This window comes from Photobacterium sp. BZF1, assembly GCF_014349205.1.
Taxonomy (GTDB): Bacteria; Pseudomonadota; Gammaproteobacteria; order Enterobacterales; family Vibrionaceae; genus Photobacterium.
Genome location: NZ_JACSOF010000019.1, coordinates 43,061 through 58,714, shown reverse-complemented (window position 1 = coordinate 58,714; position 15,654 = coordinate 43,061). Strand labels below are relative to the sequence as shown.

The 15,654-nt window shown below is 50.7% G+C and carries 15 protein-coding genes and 1 pseudogene; all 16 read left to right on the top strand.

Annotated elements, in window-relative coordinates; genetic code table 11:
- A pseudogene (locus BIZ37_RS30645) lies at positions 1 to 243 on the top strand (flagellin); the annotation flags it as partial.
- Between the two features lie 14 nt (positions 244 to 257).
- A complete protein-coding gene (locus BIZ37_RS30400) occupies positions 258 to 953 on the top strand; it encodes a flagellin (protein ID WP_370577314.1) in 696 nt (231 codons plus the stop codon).
- Between the two features lie 68 nt (positions 954 to 1,021).
- On the top strand, positions 1,022 to 1,429 hold the full coding sequence (locus tag BIZ37_RS06325) for a flagellar protein FlaG (protein ID WP_187460770.1): 408 nt from the start codon (positions 1,022 to 1,024) through the stop codon (positions 1,427 to 1,429).
- A 9-nt stretch (positions 1,430 to 1,438) separates the two neighbouring features.
- Positions 1,439 to 2,836: a flagellar filament capping protein FliD gene (gene fliD, locus BIZ37_RS06320; protein WP_187460769.1), complete on the top strand. Its 1,398-nt coding sequence runs from the start codon at positions 1,439 to 1,441 to the stop codon at positions 2,834 to 2,836.
- Between the two features lie 9 nt (positions 2,837 to 2,845).
- Complete coding sequence (locus tag BIZ37_RS06315; RefSeq protein WP_187460768.1) at positions 2,846 to 3,139, top strand: flagellar biosynthesis protein FliS; 294 nt, start codon at positions 2,846 to 2,848, stop codon at positions 3,137 to 3,139.
- A 13-nt stretch (positions 3,140 to 3,152) separates the two neighbouring features.
- Positions 3,153 to 3,554, top strand: coding sequence for a flagellar export chaperone FliS (gene fliS / locus BIZ37_RS06310; protein WP_187460767.1), 402 nt, complete (start codon positions 3,153 to 3,155; stop codon positions 3,552 to 3,554).
- 267 nt (positions 3,555 to 3,821) lie between these two features.
- Positions 3,822 to 5,261, top strand: coding sequence for a sigma-54 dependent transcriptional regulator (locus BIZ37_RS06305; RefSeq protein ID WP_187460766.1), 1,440 nt, complete (start codon positions 3,822 to 3,824; stop codon positions 5,259 to 5,261).
- A 233-nt stretch (positions 5,262 to 5,494) separates the two neighbouring features.
- On the top strand, positions 5,495 to 6,634 hold the full coding sequence (locus BIZ37_RS06300) for a PAS domain-containing sensor histidine kinase (protein ID WP_187460765.1): 1,140 nt from the start codon (positions 5,495 to 5,497) through the stop codon (positions 6,632 to 6,634).
- Positions 6,631 to 8,061 carry a sigma-54 dependent transcriptional regulator gene (locus BIZ37_RS06295; protein WP_187460764.1) on the top strand — a complete coding sequence of 477 codons (1,431 nt, stop codon included), beginning with the start codon at positions 6,631 to 6,633 and terminating at the stop codon, positions 8,059 to 8,061. The genes BIZ37_RS06300 and BIZ37_RS06295 overlap by 4 nt, the downstream gene beginning before the upstream one ends.
- A gap of 109 nt (positions 8,062 to 8,170) precedes the next feature.
- Positions 8,171 to 8,482: a flagellar hook-basal body complex protein FliE gene (gene fliE / locus BIZ37_RS06290; protein WP_187460763.1), complete on the top strand. Its 312-nt coding sequence runs from the start codon at positions 8,171 to 8,173 to the stop codon at positions 8,480 to 8,482.
- Between the two features lie 14 nt (positions 8,483 to 8,496).
- Positions 8,497 to 10,248: a flagellar basal-body MS-ring/collar protein FliF gene (fliF, locus tag BIZ37_RS06285; protein ID WP_187460762.1), complete on the top strand. Its 1,752-nt coding sequence runs from the start codon at positions 8,497 to 8,499 to the stop codon at positions 10,246 to 10,248.
- The gene (gene fliG, locus BIZ37_RS06280; protein WP_107299318.1) at positions 10,241 to 11,281 is read left to right on the top strand and encodes a flagellar motor switch protein FliG; all 1,041 of its coding nucleotides are present in this window, start codon (positions 10,241 to 10,243) and stop codon (positions 11,279 to 11,281) included. The genes fliF and fliG overlap by 8 nt, the downstream gene beginning before the upstream one ends.
- Positions 11,282 to 11,331: 50 nt before the next feature.
- Positions 11,332 to 12,171, top strand: a complete 840-nt coding sequence (gene fliH, locus BIZ37_RS06275) for a flagellar assembly protein FliH (protein ID WP_255526686.1) — start codon at positions 11,332 to 11,334, stop codon at positions 12,169 to 12,171.
- Entirely contained in the window at positions 12,171 to 13,493 is a 1,323-nt protein-coding gene (gene fliI / locus BIZ37_RS06270; protein ID WP_187460761.1) for a flagellar protein export ATPase FliI, read from the top strand. Before fliH ends, fliI begins: the two co-directional genes overlap by 1 nt.
- A 46-nt stretch (positions 13,494 to 13,539) precedes the next feature.
- Complete coding sequence (fliJ, locus tag BIZ37_RS06265) at positions 13,540 to 13,989, top strand: flagellar export protein FliJ (protein WP_187460760.1); 450 nt, start codon at positions 13,540 to 13,542, stop codon at positions 13,987 to 13,989.
- A 96-nt stretch (positions 13,990 to 14,085) separates the two neighbouring features.
- On the top strand, positions 14,086 to 15,654 hold the full coding sequence (locus tag BIZ37_RS06260) for a flagellar hook-length control protein FliK (protein ID WP_187460759.1): 1,569 nt from the start codon (positions 14,086 to 14,088) through the stop codon (positions 15,652 to 15,654).

The following is a 15,654-nucleotide window of genomic DNA, read 5'->3' as shown; positions in this document are numbered from 1 at the left end:
CTATTGCCCAGACAGCTGAAGGGGCAATGCAGGAATCAACTAACATCATGCAGCGTATGCGTGACCTATCGTTACAGGCAGCAAACGGCTCAAACTCAGACGAAGACCGTGGTGCTATCCAGAAAGAAATGGACCAGCTAACCACTGAGCTTAACCGTATTTCTGAAACCACGACTTTCGGTGGCCAGAAGCTACTAGATGGTACTTATGAAACCCAGCAGTTCCAGGTTGGTGCTGCGGCAAACGAAACTATCAGTATGACACTGGGTGATATTTCCGTAGATAACCTAGGCCAGACAGGTGCTGATACAACTGGTGGTACGATTTCTAGTGCTGCAATTAATCAATTGGCTGGTGGTAGCATTACTATTGCACAAAGTGGTGGTTCTGACTTTGATAAGACAATTGACCTAAGTGGTACTACGGATGGTGCAGGCATTACAGATGCGATTAACTCAGGTTTGAGTGGTACAGGCCTCGTAGCTGAATATAACGAAAGCACAAATACTATTGCGTTCTCTGGTATTGTTGATGATAAGCTTGAGCAAGATAATCTTGTTATTACTGGTACACAACGTGATACATCGGCTGTTACAGCTGCAGTAACAGATATTGCCGTTAAGACAGCAGGTACTGGGCAGAATATGCTGAGTGATTTAGATGTAACAACGGCGGCAGGCGCTCAGAAAGCAGTGTACGCATTGGATGCGGGTATCGCATCAATCGATGACCAGCGTGCAGAGTTAGGTGCGGTACAGAACCGTTTCAACCATACATTAAATAATCTGGCCAATATCAACGAAAACGTTAACGCGTCGAACAGTCGGATCAAGGATGTGGATTTCGCGAAAGAAACCACGGATCTGACCAAGAACCAGATCCTCCAGCAGGCTTCAACGTCTATTCTTGCTCAGGCGAAAATGAATCCACAGGCGGCATTGAGCTTACTGTAATTCAATAGTCCTAGAAGGCATGGTACGCAAAGTACCATGCCTTTTTACCTTTACATGAGGGTGAAAATATGGAGATCCCACCTGACAGTTCTATACGGCCTTTGCCGCTAACCTCTAACAACCCCAGTGACACCTCTTCTCCTAGTCGTGATGGCCGTAGTGCTAATGCGGTACAAAAAAACAACCAGACAGACCCATCGGGGCAACCGCTTGTTGGGGATAAAGCCACAAATTCCCAAGATGCCGCAACAAAACCTCAGCTTGATGAAGCAATGGCTGAAAAAATGGCCATGTATTTCCAGAACGTCAATCGTGAACTGAAATTCCAAGTCGACAACGAAGGGGGAGATCCCATTGTTATCATTATCGATAAGGAAAGTGGTGATGTTATTCGTCAAGTTCCGGCACAAGAATTGCTAGATATAAATGAAAGTCTGGCAAAGTATCCGCCAGTCTCACTGAGCCAGAAGGTGTAAAGGGGTCGCATGGGGTTATCAGTTGGTGGTCTAGGGTCAGGGCTAGATGTCGCAGGCATGACAGATATGCTAGTCGCGGCGGAGCGTACGCCAAAGCAGCAACGTATCGACAAGCAGATGCAGGAAGTCGAGGTGAGTTTGAGTGCCTACGGCCAAGTCAACTCGTCTATGTCAGATATGCAGGACATGTTTGAAGAGTTCGATGAAGATGAGGTGTTCCTCAGTAAGAAAGCAGTTAGCTCTGAGGCCGATTACTTAAAGGTCAGTGCTGAGAGCCATGCCCAAAACGGTAACTACTCAATTGAAATCAATCAACTGGCACAATCCCACCGTTTGGTGAGCGAGAATGGTTTGGATGCAGACCCCGATGCAAGCCTTGGTGATGGTGAGTTGGTCTTCTCGCTTGGTAGTGAAACCATGTCTGTTACGATAGACTCGGCGAAAAGTAGCCTTAAAGATGTCGTTGATGCCATCAATAATGCTAATGGCAACCCCGGTATCAATGCCACTACCATTACCATTGGTGATCAAGCCCACATTGTTTTCACTAGTGATAAAACGGGTAAAGATAATACGATTGCTATTGATACATCCAATGCCACTGGTGAACTGACCAAGCTTGCTTTTGACCCAGCTAATCCTGATGCTGGTGAAATGGACCAGATGCAAGAGGCACTGGATGCCGAAATCATGATCGATAACTTCCTGATGGCAACCAGTGATACCAATGAATTCGACAATGTTATCGATGGTGTAAAAATCAATGTTGAAAAACTGACAGGTACCACTGGCGGTGGCCGTGATGATATAGACGTAAAGAAAGTTGATATCACCATCAGTAACGATACTGGTAAAGCGAAAGAAGCCGTTGAATCTTTCACAGAAAATTATAATGCTTTCCTTGAGATGGTCGAGGGCATGTCCCAGTATGACATCGAGGAGAAAACCGGTGGGCCGCTCAATGGGGATAGCATAACCCGATCATTTACTGGCCAGATGCGTACCTTGATGAATACCCCAGTCGAGGTCAATGGGGAGCAACTCTATTTATCGGACTTTGGTGTGACGACCACACGAGAAGGTGTGCTCGAAATAGACAATGAAATGCTTGATGATGCGTTAGAAGATAACTTTGGCGCTTTCAATCAGTTTTTCGCCAGTGAAAATGGCTTTTTGAAAGAAGTCGACAAATTGATGGAATCCTATGTTGGTCGCGAAGGTACCTTGACCAACAGGGAGGAATCACTCGAAGGTCAGAAGCGTCGTTTGGAAGACGACCAACGAGAACTTGACCGCCGGATGGAAGCCTACGAAGAGCGGACGTATAAACAGATGTCGGCGATGGATGCAGCCATCTACAAGATGAACAATGAACTGAATACTATGATGAGCTTGCTGGTGTTCTAAGGTTGAAAGATGAAAGAACTAGCCATTTTAGAGAAGCAGATAGAGGTACTTCTCGCACTCGATGAGTATCCAGATGATTTTCCCGAGCAACTCGAGCAACTGGTCGCGGCAAGGCATGAGCAGGTCAAAGCAATCCTCGCAGACCGTGACAACCTGAGCCGGGAAACTTTTGAGGACGTCCAGCAACGTACCCGTGATTTGAAAGTACTGCTAGAACAGAACAAAGCCCGGATACGGCAGAAGCTATTGACCGCCAAGCAAGGCAAGAAGTCAGTGTCTGTCTATCAAATGTATCAAAAATAAATAGGAAAGAATTATGCGTGGTTCGCTTCAGGCATATAAGCAAGTGTCAGTTAACTCCCAGTTGGCCAGTGCATCTCCACACCGCGTGGTACTGATGCTATTAGGGGGAGCCATTGAACGCTTGATTCAGGCAAAGGCCGCGATGGATCAAGGCAATGTTGCAATGAAAGGTGAGCGAGTGTCGAAGGCATTAGCGATTATTGGCACTTTGAAAGACAGCCTGTCGATGGAAGACGGTGGTGAGGTAGCCACAAATCTAGACAGCTTGTACGATTTTATGTTGCGCCATATTATTGACGGCAGCTCAAACAACAAATCGGAAAACTTTCTAGAGGTGGTCGACTTGCTGCGTGAAATCAAGTCAGCTTGGGAGCAAATCCCTGCCGAGTTCCACCACTTGGCCGAAGAATCATAAAATTGTCACAGTAAAGCTGTGATGTGTCGCAGTCACGTACTCGTACAAAATCCGCTCGAAAGCTATCCCAAGCTTGCTTTTCATTGGGATAGCTTCACAGCTTTTACCCGCCGTCGGTTGCCTTATTCTGTACTTTAATTACAATGGTCAGATAAGATTTGAAGTGGTTTCTCGTCGCATTACGCCTTTTTTTTCATAATTTTTAAATATGAATGTCGATAATGCCAGCACGAAATAACTCTTAAGTAGGCAGGCAAACTCTTTTCTATGCAAGTTCATACCCTCGTAATTGATGATGACCAACAGCATCGCCATGATTTAAGCGTGATCCTTACCTTTATCGGTGAGCAATTTGAAGCTTACTCGTCTCAAGAGGTTAACAGTTCGCACTGGGAAAAAGAGTGGGGCGCCTGTTTACTGGGCAAGGTGTCCTCAAGCCAGTCGCTAACTAATTTGCTGAACTTCTTGCGTACCCATCACCATATTCCGGTGATTTCAATGGGCGAGCATGAGAACGAGCTCGCGGCATTGCCTAACTATGTAGGTAACCTCGATAAGCCAATTCATTACGGCCAGTTGATGGATGCCTTCCGCCACTGTAAAGAGTTCCTGGGTAAGCAGACTTTCCAGCTTCCGACCTTTGGCCGCAAGAATACTTTATTCCGGAGTATGGTTGGGCGCAGCGAAGCCATCAGCCAGATCCGCCATTTAATGGAGCAGGTGGCTTCGACCGATGCCAGCGTACTGATTTTTGGTGAATCCGGTACCGGTAAAGAAGTTGTCGCACGTAACATTCATTACCATTCTACCCGTGGCAAAGGACCGTTTGTGCCGGTTAACTGTGGGGCTATTCCACCGGACTTGCTTGAGAGCGAGTTGTTTGGTCATGAGAAAGGGGCATTCACGGGCGCTGTTTCAACCCGTAAAGGCCGGTTCGAATTGGCTGAAGGCGGTACCCTGTTCCTGGATGAAATTGGCGATATGCCAATGCCAATGCAGGTGAAATTGCTGCGTGTGCTGCAAGAGCGTTGTTTTGAGCGCGTTGGTGGCAGTGAAACGATTAAGGCTGATGTGCGTATCGTTGCTGCGACTCACCGCGATCTTGAATCTATGATCGCTGAAGAGAAGTTCCGTGAAGACCTCTACTACCGCTTGAACGTCTTCCCAATTGAAATGCCGGCCCTCCGCGAGCGAATGGAAGATATTCCGTTGTTGCTGCAGGAGTTACTGGCACGGATGGAAGCTCAGGGGGCCAAGCCTATTCACTTTACCCCACGTGCAGTGACCTCACTGATGGAGCATGACTGGCCGGGTAATATTCGTGAACTGGCCAACTTGGTTGAACGTTTGATTATTCTTTACCCTGGTGAGATGGTCGATATCAGCCACCTACCGATGAAGTATCGGTATAACCAGTTCCCAGAATTCCAGCCGGAAGAAAGCTTCCTGTCTGTCGATGACCACGAGCGCATGGCACTGGCAGACATGTTCAGCAGCCAAGCCTCAGAGCTTGAAACGGCACAGAATCACAGTGACTTGCCGCCGGAAGGGGTAAATTTGAAAGAAATGCTGGCAGAGCTGGAAATTGACATGATCAGCCAAGCGCTGGAAGCCCAAGGGGGCGTAGTCGCTCGCGCTGCCGATATGCTGGGTATGCGCCGAACCACGTTGGTTGAAAAAATGCGCAAATACGGTTTGAGCCGCTAACAACAACCCATTACTTTCATAACTCCAAAAGTGACGTCAAAAAAATGGCGTCACTTTTATATCCCTCCTGTAGATAACGTGCTGATAATAAAGATATAATATTGGCACTATTCATGCATTACTCAGTAACAGACAGCGTGCTGCTTAACGTTATGCTCTGAAATCGCCAAGAGCATAAAAAACAATGGTACGCGTTGAGATGAGCCCACTTTCGAATGAGTTTTAGGTTTTCCATGGACGATAATCAGCCTGCCCAGAGCGTATCCCAACAGACGGACCCGGCATTGGGCACATTGTCACAGCAAGTGAGCCGGTACCAGCAAGTGCTGGATGTGATGCCATCTGGCGTGATTTTCTTGGATTCTGGCGGTATCGTCCGTGAAGCTAACCCTGAAGCTATCCGTTTGCTCGAACAGCCTCTGATTGGCCAGCGTTGGGTAGACGTTATCCAGCGTGCCTTTTCGCCGCGTGAAGATGATGGCCATGAAATCTCCTTGAAAAATGGCCGCAGGGTGAAATTGGCGATTTCGGCTTCCAACAGCGGTCAACTGATCTTTATCACCGATATGACAGAAACCCGACTGCTTCAGGCCCGGGTGAGTGAGATGCAACGTTTGTCATCGCTCGGCAAGATGGTGGCTTCGCTGGCCCATCAAGTGAGGACGCCACTATCGAGTGCCATGTTGTATGCCTCCAACTTAGCGTCGCCTAACTTGACGGCACCTATGCGGGAGCGGTTTCAGGGCAAACTGGTTGATCGGTTGCATGACTTGGAAAAGCAGGTCAACGACATGCTGTTGTTTGCCAAGGGCGGTGATAACAAAGTCGTTGGGTGTTTTACTCTTGAAACCTTGCTCAACGAGCTTGATGGCATGGTAGAGGCGCAGGTGATCAACAACCAGGTTGATTTCAGTATCGACTGTGATGATGAGTCCCTGACCCTATTGGGTAATGCCAATGCACTTGCCAGTGCGATCAGTAATCTGATCACCAATGCGATTCAGATGGCAGGTAAACAATGCCGGGTTGCGCTGCAGGTTATCGTACAAGGGGAGTGGATTCATCTCGCCGTATTGGACAATGGACCCGGTATTGCCCCGGAGATGCAGAAGAAGATACTGGAGCCCTTTTTTACCACTCGCCAGCAAGGGACAGGGCTTGGATTGGCCGTGGTCCAAATGGTTGCCAATGCGCACAAAGGCCGTTTGAGTTTGGAATCCGAGCTAGGTAAAGGCGCATGTTTTACCTTGTCATTACCGCAGGCCGATGCGCAAAGCGCCACTCAGCCAATAAATCCAGTATCAGAAAAATCACAAGAACACTCACAAGAACAATTCGAACAACCAATGGACCCGACAGGAGTGACCCTATGAACCAAAGCCGTGTGTTAGTTGTCGAGGATGACGAAGGCTTGCGCGAAGCCTTGGTCGATACACTGGCTCTGGCTGGTTACCACTCACTGGAGGCAGACAGTGCCGAGCAAGCGCTGTTGATGCTCAAAGCCAATACGGTGGATATTGTGGTGTCGGATGTTCAAATGGCTGGTATGGATGGCCTTGGTTTGCTGCGCAGTATCAAACAGCACTGGCCAAAGCTCCCTGTTTTGCTGATGACCGCTTACGCCAATATTGAAGATGCCGTGTCGGCGATGAAAGAAGGCGCGATCGATTACATGGCTAAGCCATTTGCGCCGGAGGTGCTGCTTAATATGGTAAGCCGATACGCGCCGGTGAAAAGCGAAAGTGGCCAAACTATTGCAGCCGATGAGAAATCACTCAAGCTATTGGCGCTGGCCGAAAAGGTTGCCAAAACCGATGCCAGTGTGATGGTGCTTGGCCCGAGTGGCTCGGGTAAAGAAGTCATGTCCCGCTATATTCACGAAAACTCGAACCGTAGCGAAGGGCCATTTGTCGCGATTAACTGTGCCGCTATTCCGGAAAACATGCTCGAGGCGACCTTGTTTGGTTACGAAAAAGGGGCGTTCACCGGTGCGGTCCAGGCCTGTCCCGGCAAGTTCGAGCAAGCTCAGGGCGGAACGATCTTACTTGATGAAATCAGCGAAATGGATCTGAATTTACAGGCCAAATTGCTGCGGGTTTTGCAGGAACGTGAAGTTGAACGCTTGGGCAGCCGCAAGAGTATCAAATTGGATGTTCGGGTATTGGCAACCAGTAACCGTGATCTCAAAGGCTATGTGGCACAGGGTAATTTCAGGGAAGATTTGTACTACCGCCTAAATGTCTTCCCGTTGATGTGGCCGGCATTGTCAGATCGCCCAGGAGATATCGAGCCGCTAACGCAGTACCTCATGGAGCGTCACTGTATCAAGCAAGGGCTGGCTGTTCCCGAGTTTTCTCCGGCGGCTCTGAGTAAGCTAAAGCATTATAGCTGGCCGGGTAATGTGCGTGAGCTGGACAATGTTGTCCAACGTGCAATGATCCTATGCCAGGACCAAACGGTTGCCGAGTCAGATATCTTGCTCGAAGGGCTCGACTGGTTGCAAGCCGATGGATTACAGACGTTGCTTGAGCCGATGACCCACTCTAGGGCCGATGATCATTCCGCGGTTGTGCCAAATGTGGCCACAGAGCAGCAAGTTACAGAGAAGCAAAAACTCACGGCACCAGCAGATGGGCTAGGAAATGAGCTGCGGGAACAGGAGTTTTCGATTATTCTAGACACTATTCGTGCCTGTGATGGCAAGCGCAAGGATGTTGCCGAACAATTAGGGATCAGCCCGCGGACATTGCGCTATAAATTGGCAAAAATGCGTGATGCTGGAATAGATATCCCAGTTTGAACACCGTAATGAGGGAGCAATTCCTTCATACTTAACATAACCATATATATAAAGAAATTTGCTCGGTAAGTAATTGGATTGACAAATTTCTGACGGGTAGGAGAAACAAATGAAAGTAAATGGACTTCAGGCCGAAATGCAGGCAATGAAACTGGAAGCCACCAACGCTTCCCGCCCGGCAACAGGACAACAGGTCAGTGCTGATTTTGGCGCCATGCTTGGTGACGCCATTAAAGGTGTCAACCAACTGCAGTCACAATCCAGTGAGTTAGCCACCCGTTTCGACCAAGGGGATCGCAATGTTTCCCTGTCAGATGTCATGATTGCGCGCAACAAGTCGAGCGTTGCTTTTGAAGCGACGGTGCAAGTGCGCAATAAGATGGTTGATGCGTACAAAGAACTCATGAATATGCCGGTCTAATAGGAATTTAGTGCGTGTCGGATCCATCTACTAACAATGAGCTCGCCGTTGCTGGCAATTCACCGTCGACGGCGGTAATGGCTGATAGCGAATTGGAGCTACAGAACCCTGATGCTGGAGAGAAAAGTGCCTCGCGTGTAGATAGCATGCTGGGTAACCTTGACGTGTTGCGTCAGGTCGTTCTGGTTCTGTCTGTGGCGATTTGTGTCGCTTTGATTGTTCTGGTCGTCTCTTGGATCAAAGAGCCAGAGATGCGACCGCTTGGCACCTATGAAACCGCAGAGCTGATCCCCATTCTCGATCACTTCGATCAGAAAAAAATCAATTACACCCTTGATGGGAATACCATCCGGGTTCCGGCTGACAATTTCTCAGCGATCAAGCTCGAATTGACCCGGGCTGGGCTTAACCAGACCGCGGCTGTCGGCGATGACATCCTGCTACAGGATATGGGCTTTGGTGTGTCGCAGCGCTTGGAACAAGAGCGCCTCAAGCTTAGCCGCGAACGCCAATTGGCGCGGGCAATTGAACAAATTCGTCAAGTCCGACAGGCTCAGGTATTGCTCGCAATGCCAAAGCAAAGTGTGTTTGTCCGTCATAACCAAGAAGCCTCAGCAACCGTTTTTCTTACCTTATCGACAGGCGGTTCTCTTGGCCAGCAGGAAGTTGACTCAATCGTTGATATGGTGGCCACCGCTGTACCGGGACTGAAACCGACAAGGGTAACAGTGACCGATCAGCACGGTCGCTTGCTCAGCTCCGGGACCGCAGACCCTCAGGCCACAGCCCGTCGCAAAGAGTATGAACTGGAACGTAAGCAAGAGCAGGCATTGCGTGAGAAAATCGACGCTATCCTGATCCCTGTCTTGGGATTGGGTAACTATACCGCTCAGGTCGATGTGTCGATGGATTTCAGCGCTGTGGAAGAAACCCGTAAGCAATTTGACCCGGCTTCCCAGTCAACACGCAGTGAATATACCCTCGAAGATATCAATAACGGCAGCATGGTCGCGGGGATCCCGGGGGCGCTGAGTAACCAACCTCCAGCGGATAGTGCGATTCCGCAGGAAGTCAAAGAGCTACAATCTGGCGGCAGTGCAGGGAACAACTCTGTCCACCGAGAAGCGACCCGCAACTATGAGCTTGATACAACAATCCGCCATCGCCGGGCACAAACCGGGACGGTCGACCGCCAGACGGTGTCCGTGGCTATCGATTACAAGCAAGTGCAGAACCCTGAAACCGGCGAACTGACACGTGTAGCCCTGAGTGAGGCAGAGCTGGCAAAAATTGCCCGCTTGCTCAAAGGCGGTGTGGGCTTCTCTGAAATGCGTGGCGATATGTTGGAAGTGATTTCCGTCCCGTTTGCCATTCCTGAAGAGCAGATGGTGGCTGACCTGCCGATCTGGGATCACCCTAACTTCAATACTTGGGTGCGCTGGTTGGCTGCGGCATTGGTCATTATCGTTATCATGGTCGTGATGGTTCGCCCGGCCATGCGCAAACTGCTTTATCCAAACCAGGCTGCCGACGGTACGCCGTTGGATGAAAATGGCCTGCCGGTCGTTGCCGGTGGTCATGACTCCATCGATCTTATCGGTAGCGAATTGGATGGTGTTGAGACGCTTGAGTTGAGTAGCAGCAACTTGGATCTACCAAACCTGCATAAAGATGAAGACCTGCTCAAAGCGGTTCGTGCTCTGGTTGCCAATGAGCCGGATCTGGCGGCGCAGGTTGTTAAGAGTTGGGTAACTGAAGATGGCTAATGAAGTAGCAACCACAGACAACAAAAAATTTGATATCACCACCCTAACTGGTGCTGATAAAGCTGCGATCCTGCTTCTTAGCCTCAACGAGCAGGATGCGGCCAGTATTATCCGTCACCTTGAGCCTAAGCAGGTTCAGCGTGTAGGGGGCGTGATGGCGCAAATGGCCGATCTTAACCAAGAAAAGGTCTCAGCCGTTCACCGCCATTTCCTCGAGGATATCCAGAAATACACCAGCATTGGTATGGGGAGCGAAGACTTTGTCCGCAATACCCTTATTGCTGCATTGGGTGAAGATAAAGCCAATAACCTGGTTGATCAGATCCTGATGGGTAGCGGCTCTCGTGGCCTGGATTCCTTGAAGTGGATGGATCCCCGCCAGGTGGCGAGCATTATCCTCAATGAGCACCCGCAGATCCAAACCATTGTTTTGTCATACCTTGAGCCTGAACAATCAGCAGAGATCTTGGCACAGTTCCCTGAACGGGTACGCTTGGATCTGATGATGCGTATTGCCAACCTTGAAGAAGTCCAGCCGGCCGCCCTCCATGAGCTTAACGATATTATGGAGAAACAGTTTGCTGGTCAGGCGGGTGCGCAGGCCGCGAAAATTGGTGGCCTGAAGGCGGCCGCTGAGATCATGAACTACCTCGACAACAATGTTGAGGGGGCGCTGATGGATCAAATCCGTGATAACGATGAAGACATGGCGACCCAGATTGAAGATCTGATGTTTGTGTTCGATAACCTCGCTGAAGTCGACGACCGGGGCATCCAGACCTTGCTGCGCGATGTACCGCAAGATCTGTTGCAGAAAGCCCTTAAAGGGGCTGATGACATGCTACGCGAGAAGATCTTGCGCAATATGTCCAAGCGTGCCGCCGAAATGCTGCAGGATGATCTCGAAGCAATGGGGCCTATCCGGGTGGCCGATGTGGAATCTGCCCAGAAAGAGATCCTTTCGATTGCCCGTCGTTTGTCCGATTCGGGTGAGTTGATGCTGACCGGGGGCGGTGCCGATGAATTCCTGTAATCGCCGTCAGGTAACTTCTTGTTTAATGGCGAATTGTTTAAAGGCGAACTATGTCTGCTGATCGCCCAATGGATCGCCGCCGTGGTTTTCTGCGTGTGTCAGAGCATCAGGCGCAAGAGCTTGAGCGTTGGGCCTACCCGGATTACTCCCCAGAACAAGAGGGCATGACAGAAAATGCCCTCAACTATGATCCTGAATGGCAAGTCGAACCCCTTGACGAAGAGCCAGAACTACCGCCGCTTACTGCCGCCGATCTGGATGATATCCGCCATTCTGCCTATGAAGAAGGGATTGCCGAAGGCCGTGCTGCCGGACATCGCGAAGGCCTTGAGAAAGGTATGCAGCAGGGGATGGAGCAAGGCTTGCAGCAAGGGCTTGAACAAGGTTTGGCCCAAGGTCTCGAACAGGGGTTAGAGCAAGGTAAAGGCCAAATTGATGAGCAAGTTGGCCACCTGACTCAGCTCATTGAGAAGTTAGCCACCCCGCTGCAGCAGGTCGATGATGCTGTCGAGCAGCAATTGGTCTTGTTGGCGACGAGTTTGGCTCGGGAGTTGATCCAAGTCGAGCTTAAGACTAACCCTCAAGTGATTTTGCAAACGCTGCGTGAAGGTATCGCGGCGTTGCCTATGGCTGGGCAGCAAACAACCATACAGTTGAACCCGGAAGACTTGGATATTATCAAGCAGGCCTATGGTGAAGAGAACTTGGCAAACCGTCATTGGACATTGCAGGCAGAACCGGCAATGAATCGCGGTGATTTGTTTGTCGAATCAGGTAACTCGACCGTCGACTACCAGATGGAAGTCCGCCTGCGCCATTTGCTTGAGCAATTTGTTGGCCTTAATAGCCAGCTGCAACCTTCACCTCATCAAGACACTGGAGACGCGTGATGGCCAACCTGGCTCAGCGTTTATCCCGTTACCAAACCTCAAATACTGCCTGCCGTCCAGTGGCCTCTGGCCGTCTGGTGCGAGTAGTGGGGCTAACACTGGAAGCGATTGGTTGCCGTGCCCCAGTGGGTAGTTTGTGCAAGGTTGAAACCTTGACGGGAGAGATGGAGGCTGAAGTCGTTGGATTCTCAGGTGAAACCTTATTCCTGATGCCCAGCGAGCAACTAACCGGGGTCATGCCCGGTGCAAGGGTGACGCCAATCACCGAAGCAGGTGGGATCCCGGTCGGTATGGAACTGCTGGGCCGTGTTATCGACGGTGTCGGCAATCCGCTTGATGGTTTGGGGGATATCTTCACCGCCGATCGTGCCGCATTTAATGCCGAGCCTATCAACCCCCTAGCAAGAAAGCCTATCAAGGAGCCGCTGGATGTTGGCCTAAAGGCCGTCAATGGTTTGCTGACTGTCGGTAAAGGGCAGCGTATCGGTCTATTTGCCGGCTCAGGTGTGGGTAAATCGGTCACTTTGGGCATGATGACCCGGGGTACAACGGCTCAGGTCGTAGTGGTCGGGCTTATTGGTGAGCGTGGCCGGGAAGTTAAAGAATTTATTGATGAAATCTTAGGTAGCGAAGGTCGCCAGCGTGCCGTGGTGGTTGCCGCCCCGGCAGATGCATCCCCATTGATGCGCTTGAAGGGGTGTCAAACCGCGTTGACCATCGCAGAGTATTTCCGCGACCAAGGGCTTGATGTCCTGCTGCTGATGGATTCGCTCACCCGCTTTGCCCAAGCACAGCGTGAAATTGCCCTATCGGTTGGTGAGCCGCCGGCAACCAAAGGTTATCCGCCGTCGGTGTTTGCCAAGCTACCCGCTTTGGTAGAGCGTGCCGGTAATGGTGGTGAGCACCAAGGGTCGATCACGGCATTCTTCACCGTGCTGACGGAAGGCGATGATTTGCAAGATCCGATTGCCGATGCCTCACGGGCGATTTTGGATGGTCACATCGTCCTATCGCGGGAACTCGCCGATGCCGGCCATTACCCAGCGATTGATGTCGAGCGTTCGGTCAGTCGTGTTATGCCTGCCATTGTCAGCGAAGAGCATATGATGATGTCCAAGGCGGTAAGGCAGGTGCTGTCGATTTGCCGCAAGAACCAGGATCTGGTGTCTATCGGGGCCTATAAGCCAGGCACCGATCAGGCTATTGACCAGTCATTTGCCCTTAAACCCCGGTTGGACGGTTATATGCAGCAAGCGATGAAAGAAGCCGTCCCTTACGAGATGTGCGTTAATATGCTGCGGGCCGTTCTTAGTGGACAATAGCTTAGTGGGCAATAGTTCAGCGAAAGATCATTTTCAGGAGTAAGTCATGGCAGCTGATAGCGCACTCGAGCTGATTTTGAACCAGACGGCTGATGCCGAGCACAAGGCGTCGCTAGCACTGAACCAAGCCCGTATTGAGCGTGAAAATTATCTGCAGCAATTGCAGCAAATTGAACAGTACCGGCTGGATTACTGCCGTCAGTTATCAGAGCGAGGCCAGCAAGGGCTAACAGCCAGTGCGTATAATCACCTGCAGAAATTCTTAAATCAGCTTGATGAAACCTTGGTCAAGCAAAAGAGCGCAGGCGCCCATTTTGATCAGCAAGTTGAGCAATGCAGCCAGCATTGGCAGGAAATGCGGAAGCAGCGGCGTTCGATTGAATGGCTCATCGAGAAAAAGCAAACAGAGCGGCAACGTTTGCTGGATAAGCAAGAGCAGAAAATGATGGATGAGTTCGCCACCATGCAGTACGCCCGCCGCCAAATGATCCGCTAGCCGGTTACCCGGGAGTTTTGGCTTGAAAGTAAAACCATTTGGCGTGCTTCTTGCATTTTATTCACCATAAGCCACAGCCAAAGTGTGACCACCATTATGCTTTTATCTCAATTTCTCTCTGCAGATACTGCGTCGTCAGCCGCTGCCCAGACACCCAAGGCGTCGTCTGGAGCGGATAGCAAGGCGAAGGACAGTGCCTCTGCCACCTCTTCCGGGGCGTTCACTGAAACGTTGCAAGGCGCTATTGGGGCAGATCCTGCCGCCGAGAATAAAAACGGCCCTTCCGTTGCCGCGAAGCAACAGCCTGCTGATGAGCAAGAAGTAGAAAAAACGGCACAGGATGTTGAAAATGCTGAGTTACTTGCCAAAAGTGGTAGTAAAGAGGCGGTGATTTCGTCAGCTTCGGATAAAGATGGGAAAGAGCAAGCGGTTGATACCGATGAACAGGATTCAAGCGATGAGGCTGTCAGTACGGGTGTGGCAACCTTGTCGCCCGGGGCTTCCTTATCATCACCACAGAATGCCAAGGGTTCGATGACAGAAGGCGAGGAATTGCTCCAACGGTTATCGGCGTCCCGTAGTCAGCTAGCAGGTCATTCTGCCGCTGGGCAGGGGCAGGCAGTAGATGGCAAATTGTTGCCGCCTGATGCAAGTGCTGAAGGTACGGCTTCTGAGGCTGATGGCACTGTAAGTAAAGAAATGCTTGGCAAAGACAGCGCGAGTAAAGAAGCGTTGCTCAAAGACGGTCTGGCTAAGGATGGGGTTGCTATTGCTGATGGAAAGTCCGCAAAAGTTGACAGCAACGGCAAAGTGGCACTGTCAGGTATGACGGTGTCTGGCGCTGACCTGGCCGAGTTGAAAAATAGCCAAGGCACATCTCCACTTTCTTCGGGTATGAATGCTTCGGGTTTAAATGCGACGGGGGTAAGTGCGAATAGTGCCCTCACCTCATCAACAAATAGTGAATTAGCAGCCCTGATGGGGCAGTCAACCTCATCCGGCTCGCTCAAAGGCTCATTGGCCACAAAAGGCAATGCCAGCGCCCTTGCAGCTGCGTCAATGGATAGCTCATTGAGCACAATGGCAGATGATGGCCTGGGAACCAGTTTGGGTGAAACCCAAGGGGCACATGCCGCTCTTCGTTCGGCAACCGCTGGGATGATGGTCGCAGAGGGTGATAAGCCGGGGAATGCCCAGCCACCTTTACTGCTGACCAAAGAGCAAGCCGGCGAACAGCTTGCAGACAGGGTCCAGATGATGATGTCCAAGAACCTCAAGCATGTGGATATCCGCCTCGACCCGCCTGAGCTTGGCAAGATGCAGATCAAGCTGTCGATGAATAATGATCAGGCATCGGTACAAATTACGGTCGCTAACCAACAATCTAGGGACTTAGTTGAACAGGCGATGCCGCGCCTGCGTGAACTGTTGCATCAACAAGGGCTTCAGTTGGCTCAGAGCACCGTGCAGCAAGATAGCAGCCGCCAGTTTGCGGGAGGTTCACAGCAGCAAGCGAATGGACAACCGGGATCTCAACCCCAGCATGGCGGGCAGGGGAGTAGCCAGGGAAATAGCCATGACCATGCAAATGGCAGCGCTGCGCCAGCACACACAGCAGATTTGTGGATGACGGCACCAAAAGACGGTGTTGATTATTATGCCTAA

Excerpts from the sequence above, each read along its gene's own strand:
- BIZ37_RS30400 (WP_370577314.1), top strand. The coding sequence starts at position 258 with ATGACACTGGGTGATATTTCCGTAGATAACCTAGGCCAGACAGGTGCT.
- BIZ37_RS06325 (WP_187460770.1), top strand. The coding sequence starts at position 1,022 with ATGGAGATCCCACCTGACAGTTCTATACGGCCTTTGCCGCTAACCTCT.
- fliD (WP_187460769.1), top strand. The coding sequence starts at position 1,439 with ATGGGGTTATCAGTTGGTGGTCTAGGGTCAGGGCTAGATGTCGCAGGC.
- BIZ37_RS06315 (WP_187460768.1), top strand. The coding sequence starts at position 2,846 with ATGAAAGAACTAGCCATTTTAGAGAAGCAGATAGAGGTACTTCTCGCA.
- fliS (WP_187460767.1), top strand. The coding sequence starts at position 3,153 with ATGCGTGGTTCGCTTCAGGCATATAAGCAAGTGTCAGTTAACTCCCAG.
- BIZ37_RS06305 (WP_187460766.1), top strand. The coding sequence starts at position 3,822 with ATGCAAGTTCATACCCTCGTAATTGATGATGACCAACAGCATCGCCAT.
- BIZ37_RS06300 (WP_187460765.1), top strand. The coding sequence starts at position 5,495 with ATGGACGATAATCAGCCTGCCCAGAGCGTATCCCAACAGACGGACCCG.
- BIZ37_RS06295 (WP_187460764.1), top strand. The coding sequence starts at position 6,631 with ATGAACCAAAGCCGTGTGTTAGTTGTCGAGGATGACGAAGGCTTGCGC.
- fliE (WP_187460763.1), top strand. The coding sequence starts at position 8,171 with ATGAAAGTAAATGGACTTCAGGCCGAAATGCAGGCAATGAAACTGGAA.
- fliG (WP_107299318.1), top strand. The coding sequence starts at position 10,241 with ATGGCTAATGAAGTAGCAACCACAGACAACAAAAAATTTGATATCACC.
- fliH (WP_255526686.1), top strand. The coding sequence starts at position 11,332 with ATGTCTGCTGATCGCCCAATGGATCGCCGCCGTGGTTTTCTGCGTGTG.
- fliI (WP_187460761.1), top strand. The coding sequence starts at position 12,171 with ATGGCCAACCTGGCTCAGCGTTTATCCCGTTACCAAACCTCAAATACT.
- fliJ (WP_187460760.1), top strand. The coding sequence starts at position 13,540 with ATGGCAGCTGATAGCGCACTCGAGCTGATTTTGAACCAGACGGCTGAT.
- BIZ37_RS06260 (WP_187460759.1), top strand. The coding sequence starts at position 14,086 with ATGCTTTTATCTCAATTTCTCTCTGCAGATACTGCGTCGTCAGCCGCT.